Source organism: Parabacteroides merdae ATCC 43184 (genome assembly GCF_025151215.1).
GTDB classification, from domain to species: Bacteria; Bacteroidota; Bacteroidia; order Bacteroidales; family Tannerellaceae; genus Parabacteroides; species Parabacteroides merdae.
In genome coordinates, this window is record NZ_CP102286.1 from 3,912,713 (window position 1) to 3,929,208 (window position 16,496).

General features: G+C 48.2%; 9 protein-coding genes and 1 riboswitch. Of the genes, 5 read left to right on the forward strand and 4 right to left on the reverse strand.

All coding sequences use genetic code 11. From position 1 onward, the window contains the following. Positions 1-314 precede the first annotated feature (314 nt). Both rocD and rocF read left to right on the forward strand, forming a co-directional pair. Positions 315-1,523: an ornithine--oxo-acid transaminase gene (gene rocD, locus NQ542_RS15995; protein WP_005650729.1), complete on the forward strand. Its 1,209-nt coding sequence runs from the start codon at positions 315-317 to the stop codon at positions 1,521-1,523. Between the two features lie 6 nt (positions 1,524-1,529). Continuing rightward, positions 1,530-2,426 (forward strand): arginase, encoded by an 897-nt coding sequence (gene rocF, locus NQ542_RS16000; RefSeq protein WP_005633117.1) that lies wholly within the window; start codon positions 1,530-1,532, stop codon positions 2,424-2,426. Positions 2,427-2,532: 106 nt separating this feature from the next. Here the strand turns inward: rocF and tamL are convergent, their stop codons facing one another. Continuing rightward, complete coding sequence (tamL, locus tag NQ542_RS16005) at positions 2,533-4,836, reverse strand: translocation and assembly module lipoprotein TamL (RefSeq protein ID WP_005633118.1); 2,304 nt, start codon at positions 4,834-4,836, stop codon at positions 2,533-2,535. Beyond that, complete coding sequence (locus tag NQ542_RS16010) at positions 4,833-9,461, reverse strand: translocation/assembly module TamB domain-containing protein (RefSeq protein ID WP_039849609.1); 4,629 nt, start codon at positions 9,459-9,461, stop codon at positions 4,833-4,835. Before NQ542_RS16010 ends, tamL begins: the two co-directional genes overlap by 4 nt. Before the next feature lie 174 nt (positions 9,462-9,635). On the opposite strand from NQ542_RS16010, the gene NQ542_RS16015 reads away from it, so the two are divergent. Continuing rightward, complete coding sequence (locus NQ542_RS16015; protein WP_005633122.1) at positions 9,636-10,424, forward strand: inositol monophosphatase family protein; 789 nt, start codon at positions 9,636-9,638, stop codon at positions 10,422-10,424. A 407-nt stretch (positions 10,425-10,831) separates the two neighbouring features. Here the strand turns inward: NQ542_RS16015 and NQ542_RS16020 are convergent, their stop codons facing one another. Next, complete coding sequence (locus NQ542_RS16020; protein WP_005633126.1) at positions 10,832-12,370, reverse strand: Ig-like domain-containing protein; 1,539 nt, start codon at positions 12,368-12,370, stop codon at positions 10,832-10,834. A 26-nt stretch (positions 12,371-12,396) separates the two neighbouring features. After that, a complete protein-coding gene (locus tag NQ542_RS16025; RefSeq protein WP_036724440.1) occupies positions 12,397-14,757 on the reverse strand; it encodes a TonB-dependent receptor in 2,361 nt (786 codons plus the stop codon). A gap of 127 nt (positions 14,758-14,884) precedes the next feature. After that, positions 14,885-15,091, reverse strand: a riboswitch (cobalamin riboswitch). Between the two features lie 120 nt (positions 15,092-15,211). Between NQ542_RS16025 and NQ542_RS16030 the strand changes: the two genes are divergently transcribed. Both NQ542_RS16030 and NQ542_RS16035 read left to right on the forward strand, forming a co-directional pair. Further along, positions 15,212-15,589, forward strand: coding sequence for a thioesterase family protein (locus NQ542_RS16030; protein WP_005633127.1), 378 nt, complete (start codon positions 15,212-15,214; stop codon positions 15,587-15,589). 367 nt (positions 15,590-15,956) lie between these two features. Next, a complete protein-coding gene (locus NQ542_RS16035) occupies positions 15,957-16,319 on the forward strand; it encodes a hypothetical protein (RefSeq protein ID WP_005633128.1) in 363 nt (120 codons plus the stop codon). The last annotated feature ends 177 nt before the right edge of the window (positions 16,320-16,496 follow it).

A 16,496-nucleotide genomic window follows, 5' to 3' on the forward strand; every position in this document is an offset into this window, starting at 1 on the left:
TTGACCAAGGGCGAAAAGGTTTTCGACTAAAGGCAAAAGGTCTATGAGCAGGCAGTTTGACAATAGTAGCATGGCGATTGTCACTTAAATAGAACCTTCCGGGGCCCGACTTTATCCCTGATGGAGGCAGACGTAAGCGGTGAAACTCCTTTTACTACCGGCATTCATCTGTCCGATGCCGACAGAAAGGAATGACACTGGCGTATGTTTCTTAACATACTCTTTTGGGTGACATAATGTTAGCCTTATTTCTTATCTTTGAGACAAGGACGTAAGAAACGCTTACAGTCTGCTAATTTTAAATCTGAATGAAGATGAGACCGGAAGATTACATCACCCGTGAGGGGAAGTTTGGTGCGCACAACTATCATCCCCTGCCTGTCGTTCTCCAGAAGGGAGAAGGTGTTTATGTTTGGGACGTGGAAGGAAAACGATATTTTGATTTCCTGTCCGGCTATTCCGCCCTGAGCCAAGGGCATTGTCATCCGAAGATCATTAAGGCACTTACCGACCAGGCACAGCAGTTGACACTAGTGTCGCGTGCTTTCCATGCCGATATTTTAGGAGAGTACATGGAGTTTGCCTGCAAGTTCTTCGGGTATGACAAACTGTTGCCGATGAACACCGGAGCCGAGGCGGTCGAAACGGCTCTGAAGCTGGCGCGGCGCTGGGGATACCGGGTGAAGGGGATAACCCCTGAACATGCGAAGGTCGTCGTCTGCAGCGAGAACTTTCACGGACGGACGATCACGATCATTTCTATGAGTACCGATCCCAGTTCGTATGCGGACTTCGGGCCTTATACGCCTGGTTTTATCAAAGTGCAATATAATAATGTGGCCGAATTGGAAGAGGCATTGAACGATCCGGACGTAGTCGGTTTCTTGCTGGAACCTATACAAGGGGAGGCTGGCGTGGTCGTCCCCGACGAGGGGTATTTGCGTAAGTGTTATGACCTCTGCCGGCAACATAACGTCCTCTTTATCGCCGATGAGATCCAGACGGGTATCGGACGCACCGGTAAACTGCTTGCCTGTGATTATGAGAATGTCCATCCTGACATACTGATTTTAGGTAAGGCTTTATCCGGAGGTGTCACTCCTGTCTCGGCGGTCTTTGCCGACGATGAGATCATGTTGACGATCGCTCCGGGTGAACATGGTTCCACCTATGGCGGTAACCCGTTGGCTGCCCGTGTAGCGATAGCTGCCCTTGAGGTGGTGCGTGACGAGCATCTTTCGGAGAATGCTTTCGAAATGGGTATCCTTTTCCGCAGTGAAATGGAGAAGATCGACAATCCGATGATCCGCCAGGTGCGTGGAAAAGGACTTTTGAATGCTGTTGTCACTGAGCCGCGAGGTGGAAAAGCGGCCTGGGATATCTGTTTGGCACTGAAAGAAAAAGGATTGATAGCCAAGCCAACGCACGACCATATCATCCGTTTCACTCCCCCGTTGGTTATTGACCGGGATCAGATGATGGAGGCTATTGGCATTATTAAAGATACGTTCGCTCAATTTTGATTGCCTATGAAGATAAATGTGATAGGAGTACCTCTCAATTTAGGGTGTGACCGCGAAGGTGTGGAGCGCGCTCCGAACCATCTGCGTGAACGGGGCCTGATGAGGATTATCCGTAAAAACGGACATCGGGCCTTCGATCTGGGTAATCTGTATGTTCCTTTGGTTTCGGAGGCGGATAAGTTTGCCAGAGGGCGGAGCTTGAAATATCTGGATGCGATTGTCGAAGTCAATAATAACCTGGCAGAGCTGGTCTACGACACGTTGCGCGGAGGGGCTTTCCCTTTGGTGATAGGCGGAGATCATTCGTTAGGGTTGGGCAGTGCGTCAGGGGTGGGAAAGAGCTTTGATGATTTCGGTATCATCTGGTTGGATGCGCATGGCGACATCAATACGAGCGAGACTTCTCCCAGCGGCAATATTCATGGGATGCCGCTTAGCGCCTTGATGGGGATGGGGAGCGAAGAATTAGTCAATATCTATGCGCCCGGCAATAAGGTGAACCCGCAGAATGTCTTCCTGGTCGGGACCCGGAGCCTGGATGAAGGGGAGCAGGCTTTGATCGAGCGTGAGCAGTTAAGCGTTTATACGATGGACATGATCCACCTGAAGGGTATCGGTTTTGTTGCCGAAGATATCAAACGGAAGCTAAAGGAACGGAAGATACGGAATGTCCATTTCAGCATAGACGTGGACAGTATCGATCCCCGCTTTGCACCCGGTACAGGGACACGCGTGTGCGAAGGGTTGATGCCGGACGAGTTCAAGGATTTCGTCGAACATATACTATTCACCAATCTGATCAAGTCGATGGATCTGGTCGAGCTGAATCCCGAACTGGATGTGAACGATCAGACAACCAATCTATGCTTGGACATAATCGATTATATAACAGCCCGTTTGTAAGCGGATTCTATTGTTGAGAATGGGACTTGGGGTTCCTCGTAGAAGAAACTGTCTTGAAACTCCAAGAGCCGTTCTTGAAGCGGCAAGCATATCCGAAACCGTTTCTTTAGAACGGATAACCGATTGCCAGATGGACGCCCATGCCGTCTTTGAAGTCCGGAATATTGTAATAGCCTTTCTTTCCCGTATCGTACGGTACGTGCAAGCCGATTCCCCAATCCAGGCGGATAACGAGGAAGGTCAGGTCGTAGCGTAGTCCGATACCGGTTCCTAAAGCCAGGTCTTTCAGGAAACGGCCCCATTTCAACTGTCCGCCGGGGCGGCTTTTGTCGTAGCGTAGCAGCCAAACATTACCGGCATCGAGGAAAGTTGCTCCGTGCAGATCGCCCAAAATCGGGAAACGGTATTCCAGATTGGCTTCGAACTTGATGTCACCGGTCTGATCCAAATAGCCGTATTTTGAGTCGGTCGGGCGATAACTGCCCGGTCCGATGCTTCGGATCGTGAAAGCCCGGATACTGTTGGCACCGCCTATATAAAATTGTTCGCTGTAAGGTGTCGTGATCGAATTGCCGTAGCTATATGCGACTCCGGCCATCAGGCGTCCGACCAGGTGTTGCTTCTTTCCGAGATAATAGTTGTATCGTATTTCGCTCGTCAGTTTGGCAAACTGGGCGAAGCGGTTCCCTAACAGTTTCTTATCCCGTTTGTTAAAGCTCTTACCGGCGATGGCATAGGCACCGTCGAGAATAAGGCCCGCCTGTGTGATGGAAGACTGCCACCAGAGATGGTTCTTTTTGGTAGTGATGGGAGAATCGTCATACGTGTATGTATAGCCCATCGACGGGATGAACTGGTTCTCGAGGCTTCGCCCCAACGCCTTGTTGACATCTACGATGGAGTCGAATTCATGCGTCGTATGCTGCAACAGCGAGTAGGTCAGCTTGAACGGCGTCACCGAATGGTGGCTGGTCGCCGATGGCTGGAACTCGTACGAGGCGCTTCCGCCGAATGCCAGCATCTTGAAGAATTTGGCACGGTTCAACTGATCCGCATAGATACGGAAAGAGGTACTGGAAGGGTATTTCGTATCATGCTTTATCAAACTGGGGAAAAGTACCCGCGGGAAAGTCAGCGTACCGCTGATACCGAACTCCCAGCTGTTGATCGCCGAGCTGTTGCCCGAAACCCGTTTGCCGGTCTGCCATTCGTAAGAACCGCGCATACTGACGCCGAATGTCTCCCCTCCTCCGAATATATTCCGTTTGGTAACGCTGAAAATGGCGCCCGGTCCTGTCTGGTCATTGCTCTTGGTAGTCACGTTCAGTTCCAGTTCTCCATCCAGAGGAAGGTCGTAAACGGTGTTGATCTGCAAGTTCAACGTATCGCAACGGCGGGCGGTATCTTTGGGGATATATTGCATTTCCGAATAACGGAAAATGCCGAGACGGGAGAAGCCGGTCTGGGTCTTTTCCTGCTGTTGCTGCGAATAGAGATCGCCGGGGCGGAATTTCAGCCGGTCGTACAGCACCTTCGGACGGACACGCAACTTCCCTTCGTAAAAGATGGTCATATCTTTATACCGGATGGAATCTGTCGGTGGCTCGTTGTTGTAGCCGTTCAGGAATACCGATATGTCGCCTATCTTCCAGGGGCGCAGTACGGTGCGTGGCAGCCCTGGCTTTGTGGAGATACGGAGCGCTACCTTTCCGGGATTCATGATCGTATCGGCCTGGTAGCTGATAAATTCGGGACGGAAATAGTAATACCCGTTGTTACGGAGTAGGGAAGATATGCGTTGGCGTTCGGCTTCGAGTTGTACGACATTGAAATTATCTCCGTCGCGCAGAAGCCGGTCGCCGATGTTGCGCTGGACGAGTGTGTCGATGCGATGCCGTAGCCGGACGTAAGCAATGCTGTCGTATGTGTAGGCATTGTTCATCTCCACCTTGTAGCTGATCTTTGCCTTTTTGGGGTTCTTGGGGTCCGGTTCCACCTCGTAGGAAGTAGCTCCGTTGAAGTATCCATATTCGCGAAGCAGGTTATAGGCTACCTTTGTCCGGACTTCCGGATTGACCGTGTTGATGAAGACGGGTTTGGATGCCAGTTTATTGAATATCCATTTACCCACTTTTCTCTTTCTGTTCACGAATGCATTGTACATCCATAGTCCGAACGGCAAAGGGATACGGATAGATGAACTCCCTAGCAGGGCGTTATTGGGCGGATAGGCAAGAGCGGCCTCTATTTCCGTCAGCGCCTCTTCCCCTTCCTTGCTTTTGTCCTCGTTCGTCACTTCAATCTTCTTGATTCCCGTATATAAAACTTCCCCCTCCGGCAAATTCTTCGTTGTTGAGCAGGAAGCAAGCAGGAATAACGAAATATATGCAATATATTTGATGTGTTTCATTTTTTCTCTTCTGTTTGTTTGTCATCCGTTACCGGTTTGGGCTTGTTTTTTTTAAAGATGAAGAGTTCACGGAGGTGAAGCATCTTTTTGCGCAGGACGATACCGGCACCGGTTTCTGTGATCTCGCCTTCCAGCAGACTCTCGTAGTTCTTGTCGTGGAAGAGCTTGATGTAGCGGGTTCCGCTGCCGTCGAGACGGTATTCGATCGAAACGTTGTCGATGAACTGCTGCGACTGTCCGGCGTTGACATCCTGTCCGGTCGAAACACGTCCGCCCAGTATGATACTGATCCGGTCGTTGTAGAACCGCTTGGCGAAGCGGAAGGAGAAGTCTGTCCGCTCCCCGCCCGATCCTGTGCCGTTCTGGTCGTACTGCTCCATGCCCAAAGTGATATCCACGGACTTCAAGGCGCTACCCGCGATATTGTTGATCTCGCTTTGCAGGAAGCTGTTCAGGGCAGCTCCCATATCGAGGCTCGGTTTCTTTCCGCCGCCGCCGACATCGCTCATGTTGAGGTACATCCCTGTGACAAGCATCGTAACGGCGATCTGCGAGCGTTGTCCTTCGCCCATCTTGTCCAGCTCTTGTTGCATGGACTGGTCTTCCGGTGCGGAGAGGATAAATTGCAGTTGCAGGTTCTCCAACGTCTGTTTGATCGCCACACCGACATTGAAGGTGACCAGACGTGAGCTGCCGTCGTCCTGTGTGACGGATGCCCGCATCCGTTCGGTTGCTGTCAGGTTCAGCATCGGGTCCATCGGGTTGCCGCTCCACTGGACGTAACTACCGTCCTGTATCGTGAACTCCTTGAGCGGAATAATCGGCATGGCATATTTTACCATGCCTCCCGAAAGTGTATAACGTCCGTTCAGGATCATTTCACCCTGTGTCGTATATTGGAATGACAAGTCGCCCCCTCCCTCCAGTTCCACACGGCTCGATTGGTCGGGGGTGATATCTGCGTTCAGACGGACGGCCTGGTCGATCCGGATCGTCATCAACATGTCCAGTCCGCCGATGGGCAGAGGTGCTTCCGGCCGGTGCCGGCGGGTCAGCAGCGTATCGGAGAAATCGGTAAAGGTCACAAGGTCTGCTAAGCGGTCTTGAGCCGTGAGCGGGGATTCCTGCATCACGTAAGTGACATTTGTCCCGCCCAACAGTTGTAAATCTCCTCTCATGATCAAGGCGTTGAGCGGCCCCTTGACAGTCGAGTTGAGGTTGACAAGCAGCTTGCCGTACACCATGCTTTCCTTATTGCGTTTCACATTCAGCAGTTGCATGTCGTGGGCTGTCAGTTTCAAGTTTGCCGTCATCCGGGAAAGATTGTGAATGTCGATCGTTCCGTCGACTACGAACGGATTGGTCCCCGATGCATAGATGTTGTATTTGTCGAAACTGATCAGATTATTCTTGATCTTGATATCCTGCTTGTCGAAACGGAAGGAAGAACCGACTGCCGTGACATATACCGCCGAGCTGTCCATTCGCACATACCCGTTGACGGCAGGGGCCGAGGTGGTCCCGGTTATCGCCAGTTCCCCTTGCAAGGCTCCCGTCAGTTTGGCCATCTTGTCCGGAATGAACGGGTTTACCATCTCCAATGGCAAGGCGGTGATGTTCATATTTCCGTCCAGATAATCCGTTTTTCCCATTTTGTAATAGGCATTGATCGCCGCAACCTCGTTACGGTCGCGGAAAAGGTGCATGTCGACCTGATGCTCCTTGTCGCTAAGTGGCAGGTAAACAGTGTTGAACATCAGTTCACCTACCCGTCCCCCTTCATAGAACAGGCTGTCGATATGAGCGTCCGCCACAACCATGAAGCTGCTGTCCGAAGGGGCATACTGCAAGTCGGCGCTAAGCATTCCTCGCATGGAAGGGAGGTCCGGGAATCCCTTCGTGATCGCATCTAGGTCTATCTGGCTTAGCTCGGCATGGATTTCTTCCATTCCTTCTTCTCCGGCAAGCGAGTGAATCCAGAGCGAAGCATTGTTTTCACCGGTCAGCCGGACATCGGCGGCAATATCCTTTATGTTGCGGTACAGGATATAATTATCGGTATTCAATTTAAATGTACGGAAAGCCAGTATCGGGTCTTCCGGGAAAAGATGCAGGCGCAATCCCTCTTTTTCCTTGTCGACACGAGCCCCTAACCGGATACCGGTTTTACCTTGGCCGTCGGTATATTTCAGTTTGGCATCGACAAAAGTGTTGCGGAGCTTTCCCAGCAAGCTGGCGGTGAAAGGTTGTTGTTTCCTGTATTTTGTCTTGATGACTTTCGTGTCGTACAACAAGCCGAGCGAATCCTGCCGGACAATGAGGCAGATCGTGTCGATCCGTGTTGTGTCCTGCATCAGGTTGAAGAGATCGGCATCGAGGAAGAAACCCTTTTCCGGTGAAGTGTTGGCTTCGATATTCAGGTTGTCGAAGGTAATATAATATTGTTGCAGGATGTTGTAGATCGGATTATCCTTACCGGCTGTGATTTTCAGGTCCATATCCGGGAGGAGAGGACGGAAAGATGGAATGTCGATCATCGAATCGCGTTCTAGCTGTTGGGTGAGACCTTCGTTTATTTTCGTGAACTTATCGGTCATCGTCTCGATATCCGCATTTCCGGTCAGGACGATTCCAAAGTCTCCGGCGTGGAAAGAGACGCGGGTAGTGTCTTTATCGCTGTGAGCGTGTAAAGTCAATGTTTTCGGGTGGAACTTACCGGTCGGATTTATCAGTTCCCAGTTACCGAGGGTAACGTACACTTGGTTATTTTTTCCCATGTCTGTTTCCGCCTCTGCGAAAAGTTGGAAGGAGGTCGCCAGCGAATCATTCATAAAGTGCATGCCGTACAGGTCCAGGTTTTGCACGTCGGCGATTAGCATCGCATTCACTTTCTTCTTGTGGAGGGTTGCATTGAGCGACATATCCATCTTCGCAAGCGGATAATGGCTGAGCAGGTCGAATTTCAACAAGTTCTTTTCCAGCGAACCGTCTAACCTTACGTCGGATACGGCGTATGCCCCATACTCGATATTCGTAATCTTCCCCTCTAATTTAGCCCAAGTGGAAACGTGGAACGGATCATACCCTTTCCCCTCAGCACGGAACGAGGCGGCCAGGTGGTAAAGGGAATCTTTGGGTAAGAAATTGGTTGGTTTCAGGCTGTCGATCTTCAGGTCAGCCAAGTAAGACGCTTGTACGGGGTTATAACGTGCAGTCAGTCCGACCTTGCCTTCGCCTTGCGTGAGCAAAAGGTCGGCGCGGTACTCTTGGTTTTGCAAAGTCGCTTCCCCTTTCAGTTTCATTACCGGAAGGTTATAGCGTGACCGTTCGGATTCCGGTAGCATGCTGAGCACAAAGTCAAGATTCCCGGTTTGGGCATTCAGCTGAAACTTACCCGAACGGCGGATACTGTCTGCCACGGCTCTCATTTCTCCTGTGATATTCAGATTGAAGATGCCAGGCAGTTCGCCTTTCAGCTGGCGCAGCCGTAAAGCAGCCAGGTTCCCTTCTATTCCGGCTGTCAGGCTGATTTCTTTTTGGGGATAGGCTTGTTTGAACTCCTTGGGAAGAGGACCGGCAAAGATAAATACATCTTCTTTTCCTACCGAGGCTGTCAGCAGGCTATGGAGCGTACCGCTCGGTGTATTGTCGAACGTATTCCAGGGAACGGTTGCCAGCAGGCGGATCTCTGAGTAAGGTGTTTTCAACAGAAGCCCCGGAACCTGTATCGTCGTGCTGTCACTGCTGATGTCTCCGGTCAGTGAACTGAGCGTCAAACCCGAGCGGTCATTAGCAGAAAATTTTTTGATCCGTGCACTGATGTCCCTGCCTCCGTACAAAAGCGAATCGATCCGGATATTCACATCGTTCAAGGCTATATGTGCCGGATCGAAACCCGGTACCGGGTCACTATAGCTACCGTCGTAGTTCAGGGAAGAGCCGGACAGCAGAAACTGGGATGCACTGTAGCGTGCCGATCCGAGGTCGACTATCCCGTCGGTTAATCCAGCCTTTTCGATATAGGTCGAAAGACGCAGCGAGTCGCCCGGTATCTGCATGGCAAACGCTACCCGATCCAGGTCGATTTGATCCAGCATCAATTTCCAGTTGACCGCCGTCGATGTCGTATCCTTGTTTGTTGTCGTGTCGTTCATCAGGAGAGTGATGGCTGTGTCCGAAAGGTCGATTTTGTTCAGCCGGGCGATCTCTTTTCCGAGGTCTATACGATCTGCTTTAGCATAGAGCTTTCCTAAAGTACCTTTGATCTCCATTCCCTCGATCAGGTTGCCAGTATTGGCTTTCACGCCGCGCAGGTCGATCGCATCCACCAAGACTTCTTTTTTCAGCAGTGGCAGCGGACGGATGTTGACTTGGAAACTTTCGAGTGACAATAACGTGTCGGGAGGAGTTATGACTTTCACGTCCCGGATCGTCAGATTCAGCGGGAAGGAAAGACGTATCTGCCCGATCCTGATATTCATACCGGTTGTTTCACTGGCATATTCGGTGGCTAGCCGCACAGCGAAATTCTGGAAGGGAGGTATATATAAAAGAATTGAAATCAAGATGACCAATACCATCGGTATCAGGCATATGATCCCTATTCGCTTCATCCAACGTCTCATTTGTTCTTATTGTGTGTTTTCGTTATAATCATAACGGTTAAAGGACCTGTTTTGTTTGACATTCCATTAACAAAAATAGGGAATAAATTAAAAATAAAGAAGTAATATCGATAAAACGGTAATAATAACTGCTTGGAGCCGTTATATTAAGGCTGAACATAAAAAGATTAAACGATGATTGGAATATCGGACCTGGAATACCTTTGTGCAGAAGTACGGCAAATAGCCCGTAAAGCCGGTGCATTTCTGCGTGATGAACGGCAAAAGTTCGATCGGGAGCGGGTGGAGGAAAAGAGTGCACACAATTATGTCTCGTATGTGGATAAAGAATCCGAACGGCGTCTGGTCGAACAACTTTCGACATTGCTTCCCGAAGCAGGGTTTATTGCCGAAGAGGGTTCGGGAAGCCTGACGGATGAGGAGTATTGTTGGGTGATCGATCCGCTCGACGGGACCTCCAACTATATCCATGATATGGCTCCTTACAGTGTCAGTATTGCCTTGCGGGATAGGGAAGAACTGTTGTTGGGAGTTGTATATGAGGTCTGTCGCAATGAATGTTTTTATGCTTGGAAAGGAAGTAAGGCTTATCTGGACGGTAAAGAAATACGGGTAACGGATGTAGCTGTTTTGGATAAGGCTTTTGTTGCGCTTGGTTTCCCCTATGATTCCGACCACTATCGTCCGGTCGCCCAAAAGCTGGTGGACCGTTTGTATGGTTATGCCGGGGGGACGAGGCTGTTGGGATCTGCTGCGGCCGAGCTCTGTTACGTCGCCTGTGGGCGATTCGATGCTCGGATAGAAGGACATCTCGGCCCGTGGGATGTTGCGGCAGGCGGCTTGATCCTGATGCAGGCGGGTGGCAGGCTGTCAGACTTTGCCGGTGGCGACACTTGGCCTTCTGCCGAGCAGGTGATGGCGAGTAACGGGGTGATACATGATAAGATCCTCCGCTTGTTGTAGTATTGTTTTTATCAATGCCGTTATTTCCTTTTCCAGTCCTTTTTGAGGGCTTTCTTTCGGATTAGGATGATTGGGATAAATATGATAGCTATCCAAAAGAGGCTGATCAACATAAGAGTTAGAGATGAAAGGTTCTCTGGCATCAATGCTTTGTCGGCCTGTTTATCGGGTATTGCTTCGGAATGTATCTTTTGGGCGGATAGATGAAAAAAGTCCTACCTATTTTTAGGTATGAATGTAAAGGGCAGAATGATTTATTTGTCGGAAAGAATCGTGATGAGGAGCGATATTCCTGCTAACAAGCCCCTGAAACTAATCAATTCTGGTGAAAGAGGTTGTGCCGAAACAGTCTTGTTCCCGCACAACCTTTTTATTTAAAATATAGATACAGGCAGATTAGGAATGGATCAATCGTTTTCTATCACACGGATCATGTCGAAGTAGAATTCGCCGGCTACTTCTGCTCCCTTTTCTACAACTCCTGTCTTTGTATCGTAGATGTAGATGATGGCATTAGTGTCGACTTCAGTGTTCACACCGAAATAGGCTTTCTCGTTGAAGACGACAGAACGCTGTGAGAAACGGCCGCCACTGTAAGCGAGTTCTTTTCCTTCATAGCTCAAACGTGTCCTTTCGCCTGTAGCAAGATCGATGATAGAATAATAATGGCTGTAACTGTCAATTGCTGTACCAGCAGCATCGTTGCGTGCATAAGCTAGAGCTTTGCCGTTTCCCAAATACTGGATGGTGAGCAATTTACCGTCTGCATTCGGATATCCTTCGTAAGTGGCGTCGAAATCGATTTCACCATTGTTGATACGCAACAGGTGTCCTTGTTCCAAATCGCCCTTTTCGGTGATTGCGGCGAGGTAGAGGTTACCGCTTTCATCATACATTACGCAGTCTTGCATCAATTCGCCGTAGGCACTTCCCGCCATTTCTCGGGCAAGCGAGTTGCGCTTGTTGCTTTCTACCGCCAGAGTGACAGGATCGAGCACTGCTGTATAAAAAGCAGTAGTGGTTTTGCCGCTCTTTCCTGAAAGACCGTTCTTCCCGTAATAGAAATAGAACAGTTTTCCCGTTTTTTCATTATAGGTAAGGATGCCCGATGTGGTGAATTTCTTTGTTTCTTCTCCTGTAACCTCTGATTCCGGTAGTAGGATGTCCAGTGTGCCTTCTGCTAGAATCGACATATTATCGGTGTTCAGCTTACTCCAGATGATCTTGCTTGCATCGCCGTTGGCAGCCATGACAACAAGCGTGTTGTCATCTATCCAGGCATGGGTGTAGGAGCGTACTTTGTATGTATTTGTCTTAAAGGGAGATGATGCACATTCTATTACTTTGTTATCTTTGATCTGATATTTTACGAAACGGTCGTTGCTTGAAGGGATCTGATAGTAATATTTCCCTTTCGAGATGCTTTCCATCGAGTAGTCTCCCAATTCGGTTCCTTCACCTTTAACAGTGATAGTCCCCATATCGGCTGTCAGTTTATTGACGCTGTTGACAACCGTCGTGTTCTTGCTGCTCATGCCGCCATGTTTTCCTACGGTCAGAAACAGGTCGAAATGATACTTGCTTTCGTCGAAGGCAGGTGCATCGTTGGTTACAGTCACTTCACAAGTGGCAGTGAATCCACCGTCGTCCGTTTTTACCTTGATTGTAGTCGAACCTTCGGAAATTGCTGTTACAATGCCATTTTCTATTGTAGCGATATTCGTGTCCGAACTGCTCCAAGCGACAGTTGTAACAGCTGCATTTTCAGGAACGACAGTCGCAGTCAGTGTTCCTGTAGTTCCTGCTTTTAGTGTTAATGTGGTAGGAGTGATCGTGACACCGGTCACAGACACGTTTTTCAAATCATCGTCATCAGAACAAGCCGTGAAACCAACTGAGATCAGGGCTGTCATGAAGGTGAGTAATGCAAATTTGAACTTCTTCATTTTTTTCTTGTTTTTAAATATGAATGTTAATTGATAAATACTCTGAATTTTGCAAAGAATGCGCGTCCGGGTTTTTGCAGTTTATAGTTGTCATAAGCTGTTTCGTCGAGGAAATTAGAACATTCCAGTGAGATGTTGTAGCTGTCGTGTTTCCATGAATAGGTGATATTGGCATTGCAGATATGCTGTGAGGGTATACGGGCTTTGGTATCGCGGTTGCCATAGGCTTCCCACGTTAGGAAATACCAATGTACCCACTGGAATGTACAGCCTAAACGTAGCTTGTTGTCATGTAGTAGGAGGTTGTGGAACGTATAACTCGCCTCCGCGTTGCCGAATAGCCAGGGACGGTTGGGTACGTGGTTGTCGTATGTGGCGGATGGTTTGCCGTCTTCTTTGTATTTTTGTTGGTCACGGGCGTCTTGATAGCTGACGTTGGCCATGAGTTGTAATCGACCGTCCCAATCATAACGAATTTCCCCTTCTACGCCTTTGATATGGACGGCTGGATCATTGACAAACTGCATCATACCCTCTTTTTCAATGACGGAGGTTTGAATATAATTGTCCACATAACGTAGGAATCCGTTTGCCTCGTAATAGATAGTATGTCTGCCGGCAGGATGCCATGTGCCGAACAAGGCGAGATTGACGTTGTTGCTTTTTTCTGGTTTCAGCGCTACATTTGCATAAATGGTGGTTCCGTTGCCTAACAATTCACGGGCGATGGGCAAGCGTACGCTGTGTTCATAAGAAACCTTTACCGCTAATGGGTCGAAGAACATATAGCGCAGTCCGGTACCATATCCAAAGTAATTTTTGGTAGTAGAACCTTGCACTTTGTCCGATCCCGTCACGGTGGACTGGTCGGTCTGCCGGATATTCGGGTGATTCACATAATCTTTGGCAAAGAATATATTCTGCATTTTCCCATCAAAAAACGACTGGCTGTAGGTCAGTCCGATGATATGTTTGGTAACTGCATCGTTTGATGGTTCGAAGCTTTGGTCCAAATCATCATAGCGATCATTTCCGGTCCGGTTCATATGATAATTCAGGTTAAGACCGTGATGTCCGTCCAGTTGGTAATCCAAATTGACACGCACGATAGTCAGAGGGCGTTTGTAATGACGTATAGAAGGTTCATTACCTCTGATTTCGTTGCGTTGACTCACGATATAGCCTCCATCCCAATAATATTTCCGATAAGCTGTATCGATAGTAATGGAATGATCCCATGTATGTGACAAAGTTGCTTTCAATGTCATGCTTTCGGTCATGAAATTATATTTGTTATAACGAACCGATACGTTCCATGCATCCGAATTATGTTCAGCCATACCATAAACTTTGGTTTGTATGGATCCGGTCTGCAGTTCCTTGTCTGTTTTGGAGTAGGAAGCGGAAACGAAAAATTCGTCAGCCCAAAACTTACCTGTGATTCCAGCTTCTATCTGTGCCAATAGCGAAAAATAGCCGTCATGGAAACGTTTTGGGTTGCCGTAGATGAATTGATCACCTGTCTCATTGCGCATCTGCACGTCTTTCATCCGGTAGTCGTTTTTCGAATAGCTGATACCGATGGCAGGACGCACGACCAATCCGGTGTGCCGTTCCATAAACTGTGCGTTCAGGTTGGCACGATGTGTATGGAAGGAACCGATGCTATAAGAAGCGTCCATGAAACTTTTCTTTTCTGCCTGGGTGATAATGTTGACAGCTCCGCCTAATGCATCCGTCCCCAATGAGGCTGGTACTACGCCTTTATAGATTTCCACTCGGTCAATCAGGTTGACGGGCAGATTGGCGAGCGTCACATAGCTTCCTTTGCTATCCAAGGGAACACCGTCTATGAAATAGCGGACGGAATTACCTGACAGACCGTTGATCGAGAGGTCGAAATCGGAACCTACGCCTCCCTCTTCGCGTATTTTGACACCGCTTGTACGATTCACTAATTCATTCAGGCTATTAAGTGAATTAATGACAGGCTTAACGTCAAGAGCATTAACCGAAAGTGCGCTTTCTCTTACCTGTTGTGATTGTGTTTTCCCATACACCTCCACTGGACTTATGCTTACGGAACTTTCTTCCAGTTTGAAGTCGAGGGTTTTGTCGTGATGAAGGTCGAGTGAGGTTTTGATCGTTTGGTATCCTAAGGAGGAGACGACGAATGTGTGTTTGCCAGGGGATACTTGTAGGGAATAAAGCCCACTGTCATCTGTATAAGTGCCGGAGACCGTGTTTTCGACGGCGATCGTTACCAACGACAGGGGCGTACCTTGTTGATCGGTGACTTTCCCGGAGAGCGTAATTTTGTTTTGTGCCGTCAGACTTAGTTGCGACAGGCAGACAAGCAAAAGGAATACATGTACAAAGACTTTCATTTTAATCCTTGATATAGTGTTCATGACTTGCTTAAGGGAATACACACAAGGAGAAATGATATCTTTATGTAAGGGGATAAAGAATGACTTGACTCGATGTTTTGTAGCTTTATTTCCCGAAAGCTTTAAAACTATGTTTGTTTTGGCAGGTCTTCTGACTTGTTCCGTCTTTGAATGCCTTCCCATCCGGTGACGGACAGTGGCTTGTAGCGTATTCAAAGATTTGGAGAGGAACTTACAGCAGCGGGTCTGTTCAGGATTCGCACCTGATTCCCTTTTCATCACGCCTCCCGTAGCGGTTGGGAGCCGTGAAACCAAAACTGTGGCAAAGGTATGAAAAAAGTCTGTCTGTACAAAAAACGGATTAAAAAACAAATTCATTATTTTTGGCGCCGGATTCGTTAGACTCCGTGAAAGAATAACAGAATGTGGAACGATTAAAAATGAAGTGACTATGTTGGAAAAAGGATTGAAACATATCAGCCGGACTGTCGTGCAGCCGGATAATTTTGCATTGACGATGGGATCGGGAGATTTGCCTGTATTGGCAACGCCGGCTTTGGTAGCATTGATGGAAAATGCGGCAATGTTGGCCGTAGCGGCTGAACTCCCCGAAGGGGCGACTACTGTCGGTGCTAAAATGGACATGACACATGTTCGTCCTTCCGGTGAAGGTGAGGAAGTGCATGCGGAAGCGACGCTGGTTGAGGTGGAAGGGCGAAAGTTGACCTTCTCGTTGGTTGCCAGGGATTCGGCAGATGTGATCGGCGAAGGCACGCATATCCGCTATATTGTCGACAGAGCGAAATTTTTGTTGAAACTGAAAGGCTAACCATCACTTCGATTGCTGCGAGAAAAGGAATATGAAGTTACCTATTTGTAGGTATTTACGGCCTGCTGAATAGTTATTTATGGTGATTTTATATTTCTTTTCCACCTTCTATCTTTGCCTCAATTTAAAATAATCAGATATAATCATAATTGCTAATTTGCATAGACAACGAAACTAAAATCGAAGAAGGCTTCTCGTGAGAGAGGCCTTTTTTATTTGAATGTATTCTACCGATAACTCGATCCTGAAAATGACTATATGTAGGTAGTATGGAGGTCTGTTTTACCTGTAAATAGGGATTGGATATTATCGTTAAATTTGCGAACTTTGTCACCTAAATGGCTGTTATGTCTATAGTTCTCGATAAATGGAAGGATTAAGGAAATATTTAAGGATTGCGCTCCCATTACTTTTCATATCGTATTTGGGATGCCTGATAGCTTTTACCCACGTTCATATAGTGAACGGGGTGACGATCGTCCACTCCCATCCCTATCAGAAAAATGACGACGGGACTCCCAAGAAAGAACATAACTACGCCGAGTTTCAGTTGCTGCACCAACTTTCGACTATTCAAATCAGCGGTGCTGCTTTTGCACAAGTGCTGATTGCTGCGTTTCTTGCAACATTTTGTGTTTTATCCACCTGTCCGGTTTATCCGGATCACCTTCGTCCCGTCCTGGGGAAGGTTTCGCTTCGTGCGCCACCATTTGTCTTTTTTAATAATTAATGACGGTATGTCAAAAATCTACTTGTCCCTGCATCTTGCGGCGAGACCGTAAAAGAACATGCCTTATCAACCAGATGTTTTTATGGCCGGCTTTTATGTGATCTCGCGTCTAACGTGGGAACAAGGCAGTTCTGTATACCTACCACTTCCTATATTATTAATTTTTAAAAGACATCT

Excerpts from the sequence above, each read along its gene's own strand:
- NQ542_RS16010 (WP_039849609.1), bottom strand. The coding sequence starts at position 9,461 with ATGAGACGTTGGATGAAGCGAATAGGGATCATATGCCTGATACCGATG.
- NQ542_RS16035 (WP_005633128.1), top strand. The coding sequence starts at position 15,957 with ATGGAAGGATTAAGGAAATATTTAAGGATTGCGCTCCCATTACTTTTC.
- NQ542_RS16020 (WP_005633126.1), bottom strand. The coding sequence starts at position 12,370 with ATGAAGAAGTTCAAATTTGCATTACTCACCTTCATGACAGCCCTGATC.
- NQ542_RS16015 (WP_005633122.1), top strand. The coding sequence starts at position 9,636 with ATGATTGGAATATCGGACCTGGAATACCTTTGTGCAGAAGTACGGCAA.
- NQ542_RS16030 (WP_005633127.1), top strand. The coding sequence starts at position 15,212 with ATGTTGGAAAAAGGATTGAAACATATCAGCCGGACTGTCGTGCAGCCG.
- NQ542_RS16025 (WP_036724440.1), bottom strand. The coding sequence starts at position 14,757 with ATGAAAGTCTTTGTACATGTATTCCTTTTGCTTGTCTGCCTGTCGCAA.
- rocF (WP_005633117.1), top strand. The coding sequence starts at position 1,530 with ATGAAGATAAATGTGATAGGAGTACCTCTCAATTTAGGGTGTGACCGC.
- rocD (WP_005650729.1), top strand. The coding sequence starts at position 315 with ATGAGACCGGAAGATTACATCACCCGTGAGGGGAAGTTTGGTGCGCAC.
- tamL (WP_005633118.1), bottom strand. The coding sequence starts at position 4,836 with ATGAAACACATCAAATATATTGCATATATTTCGTTATTCCTGCTTGCT.